The organism is Streptomyces sp. XH2 (assembly GCF_049725035.1).
Lineage (GTDB): Bacteria > Actinomycetota > Actinomycetes > Streptomycetales > Streptomycetaceae > Streptomyces > Streptomyces roseoverticillatus.
In genome coordinates, this window is record NZ_JBMMMZ010000001.1 from 107,503 (window position 1) to 125,855 (window position 18,353).

An 18,353-nucleotide genomic window follows, 5' to 3' on the forward strand; every position below is an offset into this window, starting at 1 on the left:
AAGGGGCACCTGCCGCGCCACGTGGCGCAAGGCGATCCTTGACGCAGTCCCGGGCCTGGTCAATCGCGTGATCGCTGAACCACCATCAGTTCGCTTTCGCAGGTCAGCGGTGGTGCCGGTGCAACCCTGAACCGGTGTAACCCGCGGTGCACGCCTCAGCGCCCCCTCCGTACCCGCGGCTCTGGTTGCGCCACGCTGACCGACCGCAAGGCTCCGGTTCGACGCCGCATCGCAGAACCGCCGTGGAATCGCAGAATCAGTGGCACCCTCCCCTGCCGCGACCTTCTTGTCACCGCGGCCGTCACCACACGGACTGTTGCGAGCGCCCGGCCGGCCCCCGGCGCCTCGCCTGACGCATCGCTGGAGTGCCGGCGATCGCCTCATCGCTGTCGTGGTGAAGTAATCGAACAGACACCGAGTGGGCCGGACCCGGCTACCACTCACACAGCTCCATCGGCCATACTGCCCGCCGTGGACCACCGCATAGGCCAGAACACCCCACCCGCGTACGCCGCCGGAACCGATCCGGCGTTCATCCCCGGCCTGACGCCGCCGCGCCCTGCCGAAGCGAAGGAGCGTCTGCCGGTACCGGCAGACGCCGTACCAGGTGCCGGCACCGCACCAGAGCCGCAAGCAGAAACGGAGGCACCCGAAGCAGCGGAGGCGACTGCCGCCGAAGAGGAACCCCGGCCGGCGGCCGACGGTCCGGCCTTCGAGGTGTCCGACCGACGCGGCTCGATCACCGTCGACAGCACCGGCGTCACGCTCCAGTTGGACGGGGAAACGGCCGAGTTCGACTGGGCGGAGATCGGCGCGGTGGAGACGAACACCCCCCGGTTCGGCCGGCAGATCACCGTCACCGTCCACACCACCAACCACCACAGCTACAACGTCCGCATCGAGGCACCCAACCGGAACCTGCTCAAGCAGTGGGTGACGGAACTGGACACTGTGCTCGACTCCTACTTCGAAGCAGAGAGCAAGTCCGCCGACTGACCAACAGCGCAACCGCGCCTCACCGTCCGCCGCGGCGCGAGCGCCGCACCCCAGACCGGCATGGCCGTGCCTGGCAAACCCGTCCGATGTGCCCGGGCTCGGCACGACCGCTCCGGGATGTCTCGCGACAGATCCGGCACTGTCGCGGAGGGGCATCAGGCGTCCAGGACCGGGGGGGGGGGGGGGAAAAAAGACTGGACCGCCACGCGGGTGGAACCGAAGCCGACCTCCCTCCGGTCTGTGGGCCACCGCAGCTCCGCCCAAGACGGCAACGCGGAACGCTCGCGACGAACCAGGGGCCGGACCGTATGGCCCGCGTGCCGGCCAGTGCACCGCCTGCGCCGCGGCACCCGCCCACCATCGTCGCCGATTCGTCGCTTCCCACAACCAGCAACGGAACGCGCGTACTGCATGTCGGGCGCGCCCACGACCGGCCGGCTGTGCCGCGGCCTGATCAGCACCCTCCAGGCTGCCCTGCGGACACGGCAAGGGGCGCGACCGACCATGACGTCTACGCGTTCGAGGAGGGTGATCTGCCTCGTCGCCTGTGGCGCATCACCCAGAGCCTGTGTCGATGAGCGCCGCCCGATGCCGAGGCCGACCTCACCGTCGACGGCACCGGACTGCCGTGCGTCACGCTCTTGCTCCGCTGCCCCAGTCGGCGGTTCTCGTCCCGTCACGCCTCCTCAAGGACGTACAAGGCAATGTCGGCCAGCAGGGCGCGGACCGGTGAGCCCCAAGCGGTTCCCGCCCCCCTTGTCGCGGAGGTAACCCTGCCCTCCAGCACTCCCCTCCGCAGCCAGGCCCGGATCAGCTGCGCCCGGCACTGGGCCGGCCCACGAGCGCCTCGTGACTGCCGGACCACCCAGACCAGACACCCGCCCAGCCCGGCGCCCCATCACGGTCCCCCGTGACAGGCCCGAATCCCGCCGGTCCAGGCACTGCTACAGCGAGCAGCCACCGCGAGCAGTGCCGTAGCGCAATGAACGAGACCCTCAACCACTCCAACCCCGTGATCGAGGGCGGACCGGCCCAGCACGCACCCCCTGTTTCGGCCAAGATGCAGTGCAACACGAGCGCCGGTACGGGACGGGCGCTGCCCCTTGCCCCTTGCCCCTTGCCCCTGCCGAGGGCCACCTCCCGCAAGATGACTGGTATTACTGATACATGCAGGAAGAGACCGCACAGGGCGCGATCGACACGTTCATCTCCTCGTTCAACGCCTCGGACGACAAGTACGTGACCAGTCTGCTGGCCCAGGCCCTGACCTCGGACGTGATCCTTTGGGGGCCGCTGGGACGCAGTGAAGGCATCGCGGCAGTCGAGCGCTTCGTCCTGGACATCCGGCGCCATCCAGCAGGAACCGGCACGATGACTCGCTGCTCAGAAGTGGACATGCCCGATGAGTGGGCTCGGTACCAGTGGGCCTTCACCACCCCTGACGGCGGCCCCCGCCTCGCCGGAACCGACGTCGTCCACCTGCGGCGCAACCTCATCGACCAGATCATCGTCTTCGCAGGGGACACCCGGCCTCTCCCCTGAACCCCCACGCGCTTGCTCCGTCGTCGCGACCACCGGCGCAACAGCGCCGCCGGCTGGTCAGGCCATGACCTGGGACCGGACATTCGTGGAGCCGGAGCGCGCATGCGATGACCGTCTCTTGGCGGCGGTGCCGGCCGCGGCCGGCACCGCTGGACACACGGCGTCACACCCGGGGGCGGGAACCTGACGCTGATTAGGTACCTCATCGGTTCCACGGGAGCAACTGACCTCAGCCGCCGTCACCTGCTCAGGCAGGGCACCCCGCCTGGCGAAGATCCACGGGCAAGGCCGCAGCAGCAAGGCCCGGGCCCGGTCGGCAAACTGACGGCGGGTAGGGTCGCAGCTGTTTGGCCAGGACTCGACAGCCGGAGCCGTAGTGAACCACCCGCAGCAGCCTGCGACGCCGCCGCCCTACCGCCCCTCGGCGTTCGACCCGGACGCGACCGAGGTCCTCTCCCCGGGAGCCTGGCAGCAGTACGGCCACGTGCCGCCCGAGGACCTGGCCGGCACGACCAAGCCGTTGCCGCGCATCGACCCCGGACCGGCGCAGCCCCGCGAGCCCGGCCAGCCGGCTCGCCGGCCCCGACGAGTGTGGATACCCGTCGCAGCCATCGCGGCTTGCGCGGCCGCCGGTCTCGCGGTCGGCGCACTGGTACTCGGCGATGAAGAACAGGGGGCGGCTCCCGCGGCGCGGTCACCAGAACCCGCCGTCCCGGCCACGCCCGGCTCCGCCGCTCCCTCCCCGTCGAACGCTCCTTCGGCAGCCCCCAGCCCGCCCGCCGCCGTACTCCTGGGCGGGCCGTACATGCTGATCAGCGACACCGGCAAGGCCGCGGACGTCACGGCGGCCTCCCGCGACAACGGCGCGGTAGTCATCGCCTACCAGCCCACCGGCAACCCCAACCAGCGATGGACCCTCACCGAAGCAGGTGGCGGCTACGTCCGTATCACGGCCGTCCACTCCGCCAAATGCCTCCAGGCCGACGCCACCTCACCCGCGGGCGGGATCACCCAACAGCCGTGCGCCGGAACCGATACCCAGCAGTGGCGGGTGGCTGCCGACGGCAGCACCTACACACTGACTCTCAAGGCCTCCGGACAGACCCTGGACATCGGCCCCGGGGACATCCTGCGCCTTCAGCGGCCAGGAGCCGGACCAGCGCGGAAATGGTCCGTCAGGAATCCCTGAGCGAGCCGACGCGAGAGCCTTCAGCGGTCGTACCGCGCAGCCCCCAGTGAAGAAGGGTCTCCACACATCGGCGTACGGCACCGCGCCATCGCGTCCCTCAAGACCGGCCGGGTACCGCACCTCGTGCGAACAGGATCGTCACGTCGAAGACGATGCAGTGCGCGGGCAGGGGTTCCGCGAGCGAGCCGGGGCACGTCGCGTCGGCCAGCGACCGCGCCGACCGCGCGGCCTTGCAGCGCCTCGAAGGACAGTGCGCCAGCGACCCACACCACCAGTTCCCCGTCCGCGGCCAGGGCCTGGGGCAGCTACTGGGTTGCGGCGACCAGGTCGGGGAAGCGGGACTGGATGAGCGCACCGCAGCGCGCCGCGACTGCAGCAGTACGGCGCCGCCGGCCTGGCGAAGGGTGAAGACGAGGCACCCGTATCCGCCGAGTGCAGGCTCGAAAGCCGGGCCACCCGGCGGCACACCGGGCCCCGGACGCTCGTCGCGCGCCTGGGCGAGCATCGGTTCCACCGGAGGTGTCAGCGCCACCATGTCGTCCTGGTCGCACCCGAGGGCAAGCCGAGGTGTCCCACCTGGATAAGGGCTTGCCAAAGAACGAGGTGTGGTTTCCGGTCCTGCGGTTCGTTGATCTGATATTGGCATATCAAGTGCGGTCTTGGATCAACTCGCCGCGAAGTTCGCGGTGTTGTTTGCGCACCTGGACGAGCGGCAGCGGCGTCTGCTGGTGGGAGCCGAGGCCCGGTTGCTGGGACGCGGCGGGATCCGGGTCGTCGCATCCGCGGCCGGGATGAGTGAAGCCACGGCCCGCAAGGGCATGCGCAAGCTGGTTGAACCGGATATGTGGGGCGACCTGATGTCACCGTCGTGCTGGACGGCGAAGTCCACCGGGAAGCTCGCCGAAGAGCTGACCCGGCAGGGACGCCCGGATAGGTGCCGACGTCGCCGGTGACCTGCTACGTAAGGAGGGCTTCAGTCTGCAGGCCCCTCCAATGTCCTCGAGGGCGCCCTACACGTGGACCGGGACGCCCAGGTCCGCTACATCAACAACCCGGCCAAGGACCACATCACCGCCGGCGACCCGGTGATCAGCGTGGACACCGAGAAGAAGGAGTTGGTCGGCGACTACAAAAACGGCGGCCGCGAATGGCGGCCCGCAGGCCAGCCGGTCGAGGTCAGAACCCATGACTTCCTCGACCGGCAGGGGCCGGGCTGGGCAAATCCCGTACAGCTTCCACGACATCGCCGCCAACACCGGCTGGGTCATCGTGAACAGCATCGCCGCGACCACCGCCCGCACTGGCCTGGCCTGGCCTGGCCTGGCCTGGCCATCGAGCGGGCCTTCGCACGAGCGCATCCGGTGCGCGCCGGGCGTCTACCGCCGCCCACGGCTGTGCCGCACGGGCCCGCGCCTATGCGGCACAGCGGCTTCCTCACGACTTCCTCAAGGGCTTGAGAAGACCCCGAGAAGGCTCTTCTCGGCCTTTCATGGCCAAAAATACTCTCCACAAGACCTTCACACAGGCCATTGAATGCCCGTGACCAACACTGATCACTCATCAACGCATCAGTGCACTCTTCACATTTGGGAGACACCCCATGAGACGACTCCGCACCGCGGGTCTGGCACTTCTCGGCGCGACGCTCGTCGCCTCCGTCACGGCGAGCCCGGCCCAGGCGTCGCCGGGCGAGACCCGCACGGTGTGCGCCGATTCGATGACCCCGGACGGCTGGGTCGATGTGAACTGGGGCACCAGCGCCTCGTGCCGCGTGATGGGCGGCTCGAACATCAAGATGATCAAGCAATTGGACGGTCTCCCCGTCGGCACCCAGGTCAACGCCTGCGCCAGCGCGCAACCGCCGAAGGGCTGGACCAAGGTCCAGACCTACTACAGCGGCGGCTGCGTCGTCTTCGTCAACTCCTCCTTCACGCCGAACGCTTGGCTGCTGCAGAAGACCTCCTGACCGGAGGGCGGGAAGGGTGTGGCGCTCAGTCAAGCAGCCGTCACCGACGAGCTCACCCGGTCCGGGCGCGGGCGTGCGACCTGGTCGTACGGGTCGGAGCGGATACGGGCGCGCAGCACGTCGTCTGGCGACGTATCGGCGGGCACGACATCCTCACCAGCCCGTGACGCGCCCACGAACGGTGACTGCCGGACCCCCTCCCCTGGATGGGGGGGTCCGGCAGTCGCTCGTCAGCCTGGGAACGGCCAAGTCGCTCCGCTTCGGAAGGCTGAGCGGCACGGCTCTGTCGAAGCGGCGTACCCGCGCCGCGGACAGTTCCTGAGCGTCCCCGATCGAGGTTATCCACAGGCCGGGACGTGATCGGCGGTTCCTTCGTACCCTGTTACTCAAGTCGATCACATGGGGGGTGTGCGGGGTGCGATACGGCGTGGTGGAGGAGCTCGAAGTCGAGGTCGTGGCGCAGTTGCCCGGCGACGAGGCCCGATGGGGAGTCATAGCGCTCGTGGAGGCCGTCCGGATGGATCCTCGAGCCGGGCCGGCGTCACCCGGTCACCGCGCGGCTGTGCGCCGGATCGTTCGCGCTGGAGGCCCTCGGACCCGCCCCGCCGGCCCGTACGGCAGACTCGGCAGACTCCTGCCGCGACCACAGCCCGGCCGCCTTGCACCCTCGGCCAAGGACTTCGCACCCTCATCACCCCCACCACCGAGCCACCCGGGGCCGCATCGGGCGTGGAGGAACACTCCGATGCCGCGGCGGAGGCGGCTTGCCGTTTCACCGGGGCCGCGCACCCCATGGGTTGAGCACCCTCGCCATCGAGGATGCCGTGGAGGCGATCTACGCCCTCGTGGAGGGCGCGTTCTCCCGTGGACCTGCACTCCGCACGGCTCCGCGCCCCGATTACGGCTTCGACCGCCTCGCTGCTCAAGCGCCTCGCGCGAACCCAGGAGGGATGGCCAGACCGCCCGCCGTGGTCACTGCCGCCCGTACGAGGGGGACGCCGGCTCGGTCCCGGCCGACAGCACGACGGCCGCAGGGGATAACAGCGTCCCGGTCTGCGGGCACCAGTTTCCTCCGGCTTCGCCGCCGCCGGCCGGTTTGCTCCACCTGGGATCAGCAGTACATCAGCGCCGAAGCCAGCGGTGGAGGATGCCTTGCCCTTGTCGGCCTTCGGTGGTCGGCGCTGCTGAGGGTCCTCCGGTGGAGTGGGTAGAGGCGGTCGGGGCGGTGTCCTGGGCATGGGCGGGATCGGGGGAGCTGCCAGCGCACGTGGTACTGGAGGCGGGGCAGGGCGGGGAAGCAGCCTCTGCACTGTTGCCGCATTCTCGGCGGGCGGGGCCTCGGCGGCAGCATCGCGGGCGCTGGGGTGTTTCCCAGCTCCGTGCCGCGGTCGAGCGTGTGCTGGGCATCGCCCCGAACGAAAGGCTTCGGGCGCGCCGACCGGGGAGGGTGGGGCGTGGTGACGGCGGGCGGCGTTCTGGGGATGGTCCGGGGTTCTGATCATCTCAAGGCCTGGCGCCCAGCATGATCCCGCGTGGGCGCGTACCGCAGGGGCTGGACACCGGGTGGGTGGGGATGGCCTCGGTCGAGCGGACCCCGTATCCGCGGTTCAAACGGCTGATCACCGTGCGCGAGCTGCATGTGTTCTTCACCGCCCGAGAAGGAACAGGCCTGGGCGGAGGAGGTCACGGACTCCGACGAGCATCAGCCCGCGCTGCTGCCGGCGTTGAAGTTAGTCGTACCAGCGGATCGGCTGCTGCCCGAAGCCGCACGACATCCCGGACCAGGTTACGGAGTTCGTGCGCCGGGCTACGGAACTCCCGGAGGACACCTTGCCTGCGTACGCCTCCGGCCGTACGGCCGAGCGGCACCGTTCGTGGGTGCGGGAGCAGTGCGGGACGCGCTACGACGGGCCGGCCGCCCGGGCTCTGGCCGAGGAGACGATGCGGATCGGGGCGGCGGCGAAGAACAACCCGGCGGACCTGATCAACATCGCGTTGGAGAAGCTGGTGGAGGCCGCGTTGGAGAAGCTGGTGAGGCCGGACTGGAGATCCCGCGGTTCTCCCCCTTGGACGCGATGGCCTCCGCGGTACGGGCCCGGGTGAACGAGGAGATCCTGGCCGGGATCCGGGAGCGGATGAGTGAGGACGAACGGTGCGGGCTGTTGAGCCCGGTCGACGTGGTCGGGTTGGACGGCAAGTCGCTGTTCAACGCGCTGAAGCAGAACCCGGGCCGGGCAACTTGGTCGAACTTCAAGCGGTTGAAGAGTCACCTGGAGTGGGTCGACGAACTGGGCGAGAGCGGCAAGTGGATCCAGGGGGTGGCCACCGGGAAGGTCGTGGACTTCGCCGGCGAGGCGGAGGCCCAGGACGCGGCCACGCTCAAGGACTACACCGCGGACCGGCGGGTCGCGCTGATTGCCTGCCTGGCGGCGAAGGCCCGGATGCGGGCCCGGGAGGACCTGACGACGATGTTCTGCAAGCGGATGGCCGCGAAGGCGAAGAAGAGGCCCTCGAGGAACTGGAGGAGATCCGGCGCCAGCAGCAGGAGATCGTGGAGGCGCAGCAACTTCAGGAGTAGGCGGCAGAGGCTTGACCAGCCAAGCGGGCGGGACCTCGACGTTACTTCCCGCACTTGACCTTGAAGCCGTCCAGCAGAGCCTTGCCGGCATCGGAGTTGTCACGCACGTACGCGCTACCGCTGATGCTGATCGAGGTTTCGCTGCTTGAGATGGACTCGCTGCCGGTCCGCTTGTTGCGGCTGTCGTCTCCGGCGACCGTCCAGATGATCTGGGACTGATCCTTGTTGAACTCGCCGGTGCTGGTCACGCCCGGCTTCTCGTAGACACCATCGCAGCTGTACTCATGATGCGAGACAGTGTTGCCCTTGACGACCAGCTGGCCGAGGTCGGACGTGCCGTTGACGTCCTTGACGTAGTAGGTACCGTCGAGCTTGCTGGCGCTGTCGCTGCTTCCGCTGCAGGCCGTGAGTATGAGTGAGCCCGCGGCCAGGGCCGCGATGGACACGGTCATCTTGGCCCGCGTCCTACGTGCGGTCCTGGTGATGCTCATGGTGCTCTCCTTTCATTCGTCCTGGATAGTCGGTTTGAGATAGAAGTCCAGTCAAAATACCCTATGGATAGGTGACTTTGGCTGACCGGGACCACCTATCAGGCGCCTTCTCGGAGGTTGCCGAGCCGATGCCCAGTCAGCGCTAGTTGTTCTGACCGCATAGGTTCACCGGTTCGCTCGGGCCGCAGTGGCGAGTGGGCGTCCGCCCCAGCGGATGCCTCTCTCGCTGCGGATGCGAGCGCGTTCCTTACGTTCGGCGGCCAGGACGTCGCGGTGGCGGGCGTTGGCGTTGCGCCAGCGGAGGTAGGCATGCAGGGCCCGGGCCTGGACCGTGTGGTTGGGGTGGTGGGAGTTGGCGATGGTGAACTGCCGCAGCGGTCCGAAGTGGGCCTCGATCGGGTTGGCCCAGGAGGCGTAGGTCGGGGTGAAGCACAGTTCGACCTTGTTCTTCTTCGCCCAGCGGCGGATGTCCGCGCCGGTGTGGGCGGAGAGGTTGTCCAGAATGATGTAGATCGGGGCGCCGTCGGGCCGGGCGGCGCGGATCGACTTCAGTGCGGCCAGGCTGTTGGCGGTGCCCTTGCAGCGGCGGTTGACGCCCCACAGTGTGTCGTCGCCGACGGAGTAGCAGCCGTGGAAGTAGGTGATGCCGTGGGTGCGGCGGAAGGTCGCCGGCAGCCGGTCGGGCCTGCCCTGCTTCGCCCAGCAGGAGCCGGCGGTGGGCCGGATCCCCAGGGGTCCGAACTCGTCGAAGGCAAAGACCCGGTCCGGGAAGCGTTCCACAACATGCTCGATCCGGTCGAGCTTGGCGTTGCGGTCGGGGTCGGGGGACTCCTTCCAGGTCTTGGTGCGCTGGAAGGTGATGCCGCGGCGCCGGAGCAGGCAGCGTAAGGCCTCCCGGCCGATACGGATGATGCGTCCGTGTACTTTCCGCAGGTAGTCGGCGAGTTTGCGTACCGACCAGCGGGTGAAGGGCTGGCTGGGCTTGGCGGGGCGGGTGGTGGCCGTCTGGACGACGAAGTCCTCGTCGTCAGGGGTGAGCAGGCGGGGACGGCCTCCCGCCCATCGAGGGTCCGGGCAGGCCAGACCGATCTCGTTGAACCGGTGGATCACATCCCGCACGGTGTCCTCGTCGGCCTGGACCAACCGGGCGATCACCGGCACCCGGTTCCCGCCGGCGGACGCCAACAACATCATTGCCCGCCGGTAGCGCACCGAGCTGGTGCTGCCCCGGCGGACGATCTGCTGCAGCTTCTGTCCTTCCTGATCGGTCAGTCTGCGGACCCGCACAGGCTCGGCCACCACACCTCCAGCAGTCGGAATGGACGTCACCACCCATCCAACCGCGCCACCCGCCAATCCGGTGAACCTATGCGGTCACAGCACTAGCTGGGTGCGGTCCCCACCGTCTGGACCGCGGCACAGCCCGGCCCCGACCGGCCCGTGCTCGCCGGCCACTGGACCTTCTCGGTGTCCCGCTGGGGCCCTGCCGCCGAGAACAGGACCCCGGGGCGGCTGGCGGACTTCGTGCGCGCCGTACTCGCCGGCGAACTCCTTGCGCACCGGGTGATCCGTCGCGCCCGCGACGACTGGTCCACCCGTCCGGGCTGGCCCTGGGTCTGGGCGACACCGGCCGACATCGCTCGCCTTATCTGGGGTGAATCGCCGTTGTGGGAGGTCAGAGCTTGAACGCCGTGTCAGGTAAGTCGGGCCGTCGAGGGCGTCGAGGGCGTCGAGGGCGTCGAGGGCGTCGAGGGCGTCGAGGGCGTCGACGACGAACTGGGACGCGGGGCATCGCTTCAAACTCGTCTCGTGAGTCGTCGTTCAGCACCGTGTGCGTTTCAGGTGATGGATGCTCAGCGATGGCTGGTCGCGCCGGTCAGTCGATGCCTTCGATGATGCGGAAGTCACGCTCGACGCCGTCGGGGAGGGCCACGAGCGCCTTCTGGTATGCCTCGCTCTCGTATGCCGCGACGGCTTGTTCAAAGCTGTCGAATTCGACCAGAACGACGCGTTGCGTGATTCCGGCTTCGTGGGCTACGACTCGACCGCCACGGGACAGGGTGCGCCCGCCCCCAGCCCGGACAGCCGGACCGGCCAGCCTTTCGTAGGCAGTCAGCCTCTCAGGGTCGGAAATGGCGGGGTAGACACTGGCCCAGTAGCCCTTGGCCATGGAAACCTCCTGTGTTCGGCCGGACACGTCTGACTGACTTCGGATTGACACTCAGATCGATCGATCCCGGCATGCGCAGGTTAGGGCTCGATGTGCGGTCGGGGGAAAGACCGGTACGGGATAGACTCAGAACGGATCGTTATCAATCGGCAGGGAGGGCACGTGGCGCCGGATACGGTGAGTCTGCGGTACTTCCTGGTGCTGGCACAGGAGTTGAACTTCACACGCGCGGCCGCACGGATCGGTATCGCGCAGCCCGCACTCAGCGCCCGGATGCGCCGATTGGAGGCGGAACTCGGTACGGCCCTGCTGATCCGCGACACGCGTAGCGTCGCATTGACCACGGCCGGTGCGGCTTTGGCGGAATCCGCGCCGCCCGCGCTGGCGGCGCTGGACCGGGCGTGGGACACCGCCCGGAGCGCGGCAGCCGGTGAACTGGGCACGCTGCGCATCGGATACAGCCTCAGCACCGGGGCCGAGACGGCACCGGCCCTGGTGGACAGACTGAATCGCGACAACAGCGGACTCGAGGTCAGCGCGGTCCCGATGGCGACACCGGAGATCTCCCCCGCGGTCGCCGACGGCCGCATCGACGCCGGGATCACCCGCGGTGAACAGCCGGGCCGTGGCGTGCGCCGGTTCCTGCTGCGGCGTGCGCGCGTCGGGGTCCAGCTGGCGCAGCACCATCCGCTGGCCGAACGCCCGGAGATCGAGATCGCCGACGCGGCCGCGTATCCGCTGCGACTACCGGACCCTGCGGCCAACCCCGTAATCCACGATCAGCTGTCCGCGCTGTTCCGAGACATCCGACCACACCCCCGATTCCACACGCCCGCAGTCTCTTTCGACATGTCTCAGCGCGACCTGCGCGACGGGGTCACCCTCGCCCCGGCCGGAAAAGCCGCAGCCACGGCACAACCGGCCGGTCTCACCTGGCGACCGCTGCGGGGCGCGCCCAGCCTGACGTTCCACCTGGTCCTCCCACGCGAGCAGTCACCACTACACCGCCGCATCCGTGCCGTAGCCAAAACCCTGACGCACGAGCTGCACTGGCTGCCGGACTGACGCGCAAGAGGTCAAGCGAGACGGACGTCTGCGGCGGCGAGGCCGGAGACCCCTGCGCCCGGCGGACTTCGACGCCCTGCAGCGCCGCTTGGCCTACCAGCGGCCCTCGCCGTACCCATACCCGCTCAACGCGGCGATCTGGTCAGTCGACCTGGCCCGCAGTTCCCCGGCCCTCCTCGACCTCATCGAAACGCAGCAGCAGGAAGCCGAGGGCCCGTACGCTGAGACAGGCGAATGGGCGACAGGATTACTGATCACTCAGTGCGGGCCGCATTCGTCCCGCTGACCTTAGCTCGGGAACCGCAGGGCGTCGGCGCCGTAGGCAAGATGCTCCCCGCGGCAAACGGGGTCGTCTCGCTGCGTGCCCGGCGTCTTCCGTGTCCTTGTGGTGCGTCCTGGTCAGAGCGGGGGGCGGAGTGGAGTCGGGAGGCCGGCCGCTCAGTCGGCGGTGGGCCAGTCCCAGCCGAGCTGGAGGAAGAGGCCGAGGCGGTCGGAGACGCAGCGCATCTCCTGGATGAGGCCGCCGACGACGGTGAAGATGAAGATCGCCTCGTTCTCGAAGGCGCGGCCGGTGGGCACGGGCATCCGCGGATGCGTGCCGGAGCTGGTGCCGCTCTGAGTGATGCGGGCGACGACCTTCTCGCCCTCGGCGATGAGCTCCTCGACCGTGGCGTGGTAGGGCTTCAGCGCCTCGAGCTGCACGGCGATGGCGGCGAATGCGGCACCGGGCTCGTCCGGTTCGCCGTGAACGACCTTGTTGTGGTCGACCACATCGGCCGCCAGGTAGTCCCCGAGATCCGCGAGGCGGCCCTCGTTGAGGGCGGTGAAGAAGTCGCCGACCAGCTGCTTGTTCCGTTGCGTGTCCACTCCGAACCTCTTTCCTTACGGTGTAAGTCTGCGTTGGCCGTTACTATTGCCTTACGGCGTAAGAAAGTCAAGGAGAGTCCGCAATGGAGCCGACCGGCAAGCGCGCAGCACTGACCCGGGAGAAGGTGCTGCGTGCAGCCCTGGACGTCACCGACCGCGATGGCATCGACAAGCTGTCCATGCGCCGGCTCGGTGCGGAACTCGGCGTCGAGGCGATGTCGCTCTACCACTACCTGCCGAACAAGGCCGCCCTGCTGGACGGCCTGGTCGAGCTGGTCACCTCCGCCGTGCGCCCGGACAACGACTCACCGGCCGACCAGTGGCCCCGGCGGCTGCGGAACTTCGCCGTCGCCCTCCGAGCCGAACTCCTGCGCCACCCCGGAGTGATCCCGCTCGTCGCCACCCGCCCCGCCCGCTCCGTTGCCGCGCTGCAAGCGGTGGAGGACACCGCGGCAGCCCTCGGGCGCGCCGGAATCCCACCCCTCGACGCACTGCGCGTCATCAACTCCGTCGCGACCCTGGTGACCGGACACTGCCTCGCCGAGGCCTCGGGCACCCCCGGCCACCCCGAGCAGAGCACCGAGGACACACCCGACCTCGCGGCCTTCCCCGTACTGGCCGCCGCCGTCGCCTCAGGACTCGGCACCCCCCAGGATCACCAAGCCCGCTTCGACCTCGCGCTGGACGCCCTCCTCGACGGCCTCCAGCGCGGCCGGGCCTCTACCCGTATGAAGAACCGACCGACAACTGACCTGGCCTGACATCGTGGCCGAGCGGGCACGGTCATCTCGGAAGCACACGGTCCGGCAACCAGTAGCGCTGCCATCACCCGGACCTGTAGGCGGTGACGAAGACCAGGTTCGGGGCGGGGCTGGGCGGAGCTGGGCGTAGGCCGGGCAGTGGCCGGGCTGGACGACGGGGGGCCAGTCACTGGAGCAGGCACTGAACGCGGCCGGTCTCCCCCGAGGCGTACGGTTTCGTGCCGGCAGTGCAACGGTCGGGCAGGGGTCGGGCAGTTCGCCGAGAGCAGCGCGGAGCCCCTCATAAATAGGCCGAACACCCTTGACCGCCTCCGCCGCGTCCTCGACCGGCACAAGGCGCACATCGGAGTGCCCCTTCGGTTCACGGTCCCCCGGCCCCATCCGTCCACCGCACCCGGGTGAAGGCTTGGGGTAGCCGGTAGTGCGCGCACAACTGTCCGCCCGCCCCGGTGCAACAGCGCTCAGGCTGTCCACCCGTCCGCGGGGTACGGGTCCGTTGGCCGGGCGGACAAGCGGGGTGCCCTCGCCTCGTCGTACCCGGTCGCCGACCTGAGGGCGGGGAGCCGGACGGCCGCCCTGCCCCCTCCAACTCCACCGCTGCAGCGGGGACTTCACGGGTCGCTCCGGTACGGCGCACGACACGCGCGAGTCGCTCGCCGCGCCGCCGGCAACGGCGACGGCAAGAGCGCGCCGACTCTGCACGCCGCGCACCGGATTCGGGCGGCTTCCCGCACCGGCAGTTGTCCACAGACCTCCGGCACTCGTGCGGCCACCCCGTCGACCCGGGCACGGCGCTCGGGCCGCACCTGTACGCACTCGGCGTCGCTGGTGCACCGAGTCCCTGCCGGGACCGCCGAGCGCCTGTAGTACGGTCCTTCGGCTTCCCGTACGGGACGATCGAATGTGGCACGAGTGACGTAACCGCCTTACGCTGGCCGTGAGCTTCCTTGCGTCCACCGGCTGCCTTCCGTGAACGGCACCGTGCAGTGGGAGGTGCTCCCGTGTCCTCGTTCATGCGCGCTCACCGTGTCCCGGCCTCCGCAGCGAGCCAAGGCGAGGGGACGTGGACGATGCACGGCCCGGCGATCACCAGACGCGGCGGCATGACGGAGCGGGGAGCCCGTGCGCTTGCCGACCGCGCTTTGGCGGCGCTGGGCAGGGCGGGTTCGGCGCGGGCACGGGCATCGGCCGGACGTCCTGTAGAACGCCGTGCACCGGACAGGGGTGTTGTACCGGACAGGGGCGTTGTACCGGCGAACGGTGGACGGCCTCTGGATCTCCCGGTGCGCACGGAGATGGAAGGGGCCTTCGGGCACGACTTCACCGGTGTACGCGTCCACAGCGGGCATGAGGCTTCCGGGCTGGCCCAGGCCTTGGGGGCACGGGCGTACAGCCTCGGGCGGGACATCGTTCTCGGCCGCGGAGAATCCGTACACGGCACTGCGGGCCGGCATCTCCTGGCGCACGAACTCGCTCACGTCGTCCAGTACGACGCTTCGGGCCGCGTGATCGTCGCACGCCAGGAGAGGCCGGGGCGGGACGGACGGACCGATTCCCAGATCCGCAGCGAACTCGAAAAACGGACCGGCAAGACCTTCGCCGAGCTCGTCCTGGAACTCGGCCGGGGCCCGCTGGACCCCAGCCGTATCTCCCCCCGCGATCTGGAGAAGGAGCTGGAGAGGAGGGGCACCCTGCGCCACGTGGAGATGGACACCAAGGAGCCCGTCGTCATCGACAACGTCCTCGTCCCGCACCCGTATCAGGAGAACCGGTTCGTCAGCGAAGGCAGGGTCGGCCCCGCATCCAAGATCGATGCGGACAAGGCTGCCGGCGAGCAGGCTGTCAGGGACACCTTCGTCTCCGGCATGGCCACGGGGCTGGCCGGCATGAAGCCGGGCAGTGCGTCCGAAGGTCTCGTGAAGCCGGCCCCCGGGGCCCGAGGGGCTCGCAGCACCGGCGGTCCCGTGACCACGGCTCCGCAATCCCGCTACGTCCGGGTCTCGAATCCCGGACTTGTCGCCCGCTACGAGCGGCTCGCCAACGAACAGCTGCCGGGTGTCATCAACCAGACCCTGGCCGCGGAACGGCCCATCCCGACTGCAGGCCGGGCACGGCTCACCGAGCTCGGCATAGACTTCGGGGCGCTGCGCACAGAGGTCGGCGACGCCCCCACGCTGACCCCGCAGCAGCGAGCCAGAGCCAACACCATCCTGCGCGAGGCTCGTGATCTGGCACGCGAGGACTTCAGCGGCCTGCAGCGCAAGGTGATGCGTCGGCTGCGGAGGGAACCGGCCCTTCAAGCCGTGGAGAACCAGCTCGCCGCTGCAGGCGACGCGCGGCTCAACCCGACCGGCACACTGCAGATCAAGGTCTTCCGCGCCGACGGCACAGAGGGATTCGAGCCGCTCAACCTCGAACACCGGATACGCCTGTCGGACAACCCATGGCTGGCCAAGAATAGCCAGAACATCCTCCTGACCGACGCGCCGCAGAACCAGCAGTATCTGGAAGCACTGAGGAGGCAGGGGTCGGTCTGGCCGACCGACCCGGTGGAAGCCTTCGTGGTCCGGCACCAGCTCAACGACGAAGGCGTCGACTTCGCCCCCGGAACGCGTTGACCGACAGGCAAGCGTCACAAGGGCCGGTGTTCACCGAGCCTTGACCGGCGCACGACGCGTTAGCGACCAGCTCCTGCCGTGGCCGGCGATCGGTGCTCCCTCGCCGGTCCCGGCTCACCGGTCCTGGCGGTGCCGCCACACCTCGTACAGCGGCCAGTAGTACGGCGACGTCTGGTCGACGGTAGCGTCGAGGGCGTCCAGCAGTGCGTCACCACGGTGGTCGTCGCGAAGAGCCAGTTGCACCGCGGCAGTGACCCGTACGGCCTCTTCAATGTCGGAGAGGCAGGCGGCCAGGGCATCACAGGGGGCGGGGTCGCCGGCCCGGGCTCGCAGGAGGGTCCGGCAAGCGACCTCCCGGACCCGGGCGTCCGCGTCCCGGGTGCAGGCGATGACGGCGGCCAGGGCGCCACTGTTCCCTTGCTGGACCTGCCAGCCCAGGCCACCGACCGCCCAAGACCGCACCTTGGCATCAGGGTGACGGGTGAGGGCGGGCAGAGGCTTCCCGGCGCGCGGGTCCATGGCATCGGCCAGGCCGGCGGCGAGGGGCCGCATCACGCGAGGGTCCTCCTCCTGCTCCACCCAGGGGAGGAAGAGGTCGACGAGCGGGGCGTCGAAGGGAAGTTCCTCGTCCTCGCCGCTTTCGTCGTAAAGGTTGATGCAACGCAGCACTTCCGCGCCGAAGTAACGCGCCAGCGGGTCGGGGTGGTGGCGAAGAGCGGCTGCGGCGTCCCAGACGGGCGGCAATGCCGGGCCCTTGCGTCCGGCAGCCGCGACGACGGCCGCTCCCCACACGGGGTGGTCGACCTCGGGCTCGGCCATGGCGCGGTCCAGCAGTTCGGCGAAGGGCGTGGCGATGCCGAGGCACGATTCCAGGTGGGTGAGGATCGCGGTGTGGCCGTCGCGGACGATCTGCTCGCCGATCATCAGCTCGCGGCAGATCTCACCGTCGCCGTCGCGAACAGTTCGCCGGTAGACCCCCGCTTGGGTGCCGGTCGTGTGCCAGTGGCGGGCCAGTGCGAGGGCGTCGCGGCCCTCGCGGTCTGCGAGCTTGGGGTCAGCCCCGGCGAAGTGCAGAGCGGTGGCGATGTCGTGGGCGCCGCGGTCGACGGCGCGCAGCAGGGGTGTGCGACCGTCGGCGCCGATGCCGTCCAGGTCGAGTGCGTCGAGATCTGCCAGCTTCAGCAGGGCATCGAGGACCTGGTGGTCGAGAGCGTCCACGGCCAGGCGCAGGGCGGCTGCGACGTGCGGACCGCGCGCGTGAGGGGTGCCGTAGTCCTGCTGGAGCAGAGCGGCCACTGCCTTGGTATCGCCGTTGCGGACTGCCGTGAGGAGCGGGTGTTCGGGGGAAGCCATGCGCACAGGAGGTGGAGGAGCCTTTCGGGGACTTCGGGAACTTCGGGGACTTCGGGAATGGGGTACGGCTGCTCCCGCGACAGCGGGTCACGGGCGGCGGCGAGGTCGCCGCCACGGACCGAGCCGTGGACGGTCCGGACGGTATTGAAGCATGATCGCTCCAGCTCCAGCCGTGGTGTCCGGCTTGCGCCGCAAGTGGCCGCTCCTCCGGTGCTTCCCGACCGCGATACGCACCGCGCCTGGGCACATCCGCCAGCGGCAAGGAGCCCGGCACGGTCGGTCTGCTGACGAGACCCTTGGGAGCTCGCGAGGCGGGCTCAGGACGCAAGTACCCCCTGGTCACGGCAGCTGCTTCCTAGGCGATCAGCTGGTCCAGTATTCCGGCCACCTCCGCCGGCCGCAGGAGGAAACCCACGTGACTGGTGCCCATGGTGTGCACGTCATACGGGTTCTCAGGCGTCAGCGCGTCAGCCTCGGCGATCAGACGGTCCTGCGTCGCCACGGGAAGCGTGCGGTCGCCGGTGAGGCGGATGCAGGTGCGGGCGATCGTTCCCCAGGTGTCGGCGTGCCCCCGGGCATCGGCCGTCATGACGGCAAGGGACTCGTCGGGCTGGGGGATGTTGAGGAAAGCACGGAACTGTTCGTCGGTGCCGTCCCCCATGATCGCCGCCTTGTGGGCGCTGAGCAGGGTGGGGTCGGCAGTGCGGTAGTTGGCCCGCCCGAGGCCGGGTGCGGCCGGATCACCCACGTACTCGAC

At 69.4% G+C, this 18,353-nt stretch carries 15 protein-coding genes and 1 pseudogene; 10 read left to right on the forward strand and 6 right to left on the reverse strand.

What is annotated here, in order from left to right; all coding sequences use genetic code 11:
• The first annotated feature begins 471 nt into the window (after positions 1–471).
• From ACOTKD_RS00550 to ACOTKD_RS00580, 7 genes and pseudogenes are all read left to right on the forward strand, one after another.
• Positions 472–996, forward strand: coding sequence for a hypothetical protein (locus ACOTKD_RS00550; protein ID WP_424886793.1), 525 nt, complete (start codon positions 472–474; stop codon positions 994–996).
• Between the two features lie 1,167 nt (positions 997–2,163).
• The gene (locus ACOTKD_RS00555; RefSeq protein WP_424886794.1) at positions 2,164–2,538 is read left to right on the forward strand and encodes a nuclear transport factor 2 family protein; all 375 of its coding nucleotides are present in this window, start codon (positions 2,164–2,166) and stop codon (positions 2,536–2,538) included.
• A 376-nt stretch (positions 2,539–2,914) separates the two neighbouring features.
• The gene (locus ACOTKD_RS00560) at positions 2,915–3,727 is read left to right on the forward strand and encodes an RICIN domain-containing protein (protein ID WP_424886795.1); all 813 of its coding nucleotides are present in this window, start codon (positions 2,915–2,917) and stop codon (positions 3,725–3,727) included.
• 638 nt (positions 3,728–4,365) lie between these two features.
• Positions 4,366–5,023: pseudogene (locus tag ACOTKD_RS00565) on the forward strand (ISAzo13-like element transposase-related protein); the annotation flags it as partial.
• Between the two features lie 304 nt (positions 5,024–5,327).
• Entirely contained in the window at positions 5,328–5,693 is a 366-nt protein-coding gene (locus ACOTKD_RS00570; protein WP_424886796.1) for a hypothetical protein, read from the forward strand.
• Between the two features lie 1,746 nt (positions 5,694–7,439).
• Positions 7,440–7,796: a DUF4158 domain-containing protein gene (locus ACOTKD_RS00575; RefSeq protein ID WP_424887346.1), complete on the forward strand. Its 357-nt coding sequence runs from the start codon at positions 7,440–7,442 to the stop codon at positions 7,794–7,796.
• Complete coding sequence (locus ACOTKD_RS00580) at positions 7,793–8,329, forward strand: hypothetical protein (protein WP_424886797.1); 537 nt, start codon at positions 7,793–7,795, stop codon at positions 8,327–8,329. Before ACOTKD_RS00575 ends, ACOTKD_RS00580 begins: the two co-directional genes overlap by 4 nt.
• Here the strand turns inward: ACOTKD_RS00580 and ACOTKD_RS00585 are convergent.
• From ACOTKD_RS00585 to ACOTKD_RS00595, 3 genes are all read right to left on the reverse strand, one after another.
• Positions 8,313–8,762, reverse strand: coding sequence for a hypothetical protein (locus ACOTKD_RS00585; protein WP_424886798.1), 450 nt, complete (start codon positions 8,760–8,762; stop codon positions 8,313–8,315). The two genes, ACOTKD_RS00580 and ACOTKD_RS00585, sit on opposite strands and share 17 nt — an antisense overlap.
• A 165-nt stretch (positions 8,763–8,927) precedes the next feature.
• Positions 8,928–10,061, reverse strand: coding sequence for an IS630 family transposase (locus ACOTKD_RS00590; protein WP_424886799.1), 1,134 nt, complete (start codon positions 10,059–10,061; stop codon positions 8,928–8,930).
• Positions 10,062–10,638: 577 nt separating this feature from the next.
• On the reverse strand, positions 10,639–10,932 hold the full coding sequence (locus tag ACOTKD_RS00595) for a DUF1330 domain-containing protein (protein WP_424886800.1): 294 nt from the start codon (positions 10,930–10,932) through the stop codon (positions 10,639–10,641).
• A gap of 162 nt (positions 10,933–11,094) precedes the next feature.
• Here ACOTKD_RS00595 and ACOTKD_RS00600 point away from each other — a divergent pair, with 162 nt between their 5' ends.
• Positions 11,095–11,997 carry a LysR family transcriptional regulator gene (locus tag ACOTKD_RS00600; RefSeq protein ID WP_424886801.1) on the forward strand — a complete coding sequence of 301 codons (903 nt, stop codon included), beginning with the start codon at positions 11,095–11,097 and terminating at the stop codon, positions 11,995–11,997.
• Positions 11,998–12,435: 438 nt separating this feature from the next.
• Here ACOTKD_RS00600 and ACOTKD_RS00605 read toward each other — a convergent pair whose 3' ends face one another.
• On the reverse strand, positions 12,436–12,864 hold the full coding sequence (locus ACOTKD_RS00605; protein ID WP_424886802.1) for an ester cyclase: 429 nt from the start codon (positions 12,862–12,864) through the stop codon (positions 12,436–12,438).
• A gap of 83 nt (positions 12,865–12,947) precedes the next feature.
• Between ACOTKD_RS00605 and ACOTKD_RS00610 the strand changes: the two genes are divergently transcribed.
• Positions 12,948–13,625: a TetR/AcrR family transcriptional regulator C-terminal domain-containing protein gene (locus ACOTKD_RS00610; RefSeq protein WP_424886803.1), complete on the forward strand. Its 678-nt coding sequence runs from the start codon at positions 12,948–12,950 to the stop codon at positions 13,623–13,625.
• Positions 13,626–14,728: 1,103 nt separating this feature from the next.
• On the forward strand, positions 14,729–16,243 hold the full coding sequence (locus ACOTKD_RS00615; protein WP_424887347.1) for a DUF4157 domain-containing protein: 1,515 nt from the start codon (positions 14,729–14,731) through the stop codon (positions 16,241–16,243).
• Between the two features lie 114 nt (positions 16,244–16,357).
• Here ACOTKD_RS00615 and ACOTKD_RS00620 read toward each other — a convergent pair whose 3' ends face one another.
• Positions 16,358–17,596, reverse strand: a complete 1,239-nt coding sequence (locus ACOTKD_RS00620; protein ID WP_424886804.1) for a HEAT repeat domain-containing protein — start codon at positions 17,594–17,596, stop codon at positions 16,358–16,360.
• A gap of 355 nt (positions 17,597–17,951) precedes the next feature.
• A complete protein-coding gene (locus ACOTKD_RS00625) occupies positions 17,952–18,344 on the reverse strand; it encodes a hypothetical protein (RefSeq protein WP_424886805.1) in 393 nt (130 codons plus the stop codon).
• Positions 18,345–18,353: the final 9 nt, after the last annotated feature.

Bases quoted from the DNA above. Each gene is read 5' to 3' on its own strand.
- ACOTKD_RS00585 (WP_424886798.1), bottom strand. From the start codon at position 8,762: ATGAGCATCACCAGGACCGCACGTAGGACGCGGGCCAAGATGACCGTG.
- ACOTKD_RS00610 (WP_424886803.1), top strand. From the start codon at position 12,948: ATGGAGCCGACCGGCAAGCGCGCAGCACTGACCCGGGAGAAGGTGCTG.
- ACOTKD_RS00570 (WP_424886796.1), top strand. From the start codon at position 5,328: ATGAGACGACTCCGCACCGCGGGTCTGGCACTTCTCGGCGCGACGCTC.
- ACOTKD_RS00555 (WP_424886794.1), top strand. From the start codon at position 2,164: ATGCAGGAAGAGACCGCACAGGGCGCGATCGACACGTTCATCTCCTCG.
- ACOTKD_RS00620 (WP_424886804.1), bottom strand. From the start codon at position 17,596: ATGGCTTCCCCCGAACACCCGCTCCTCACGGCAGTCCGCAACGGCGAT.
- ACOTKD_RS00615 (WP_424887347.1), top strand. From the start codon at position 14,729: ATGACGGAGCGGGGAGCCCGTGCGCTTGCCGACCGCGCTTTGGCGGCG.
- ACOTKD_RS00595 (WP_424886800.1), bottom strand. From the start codon at position 10,932: ATGGCCAAGGGCTACTGGGCCAGTGTCTACCCCGCCATTTCCGACCCT.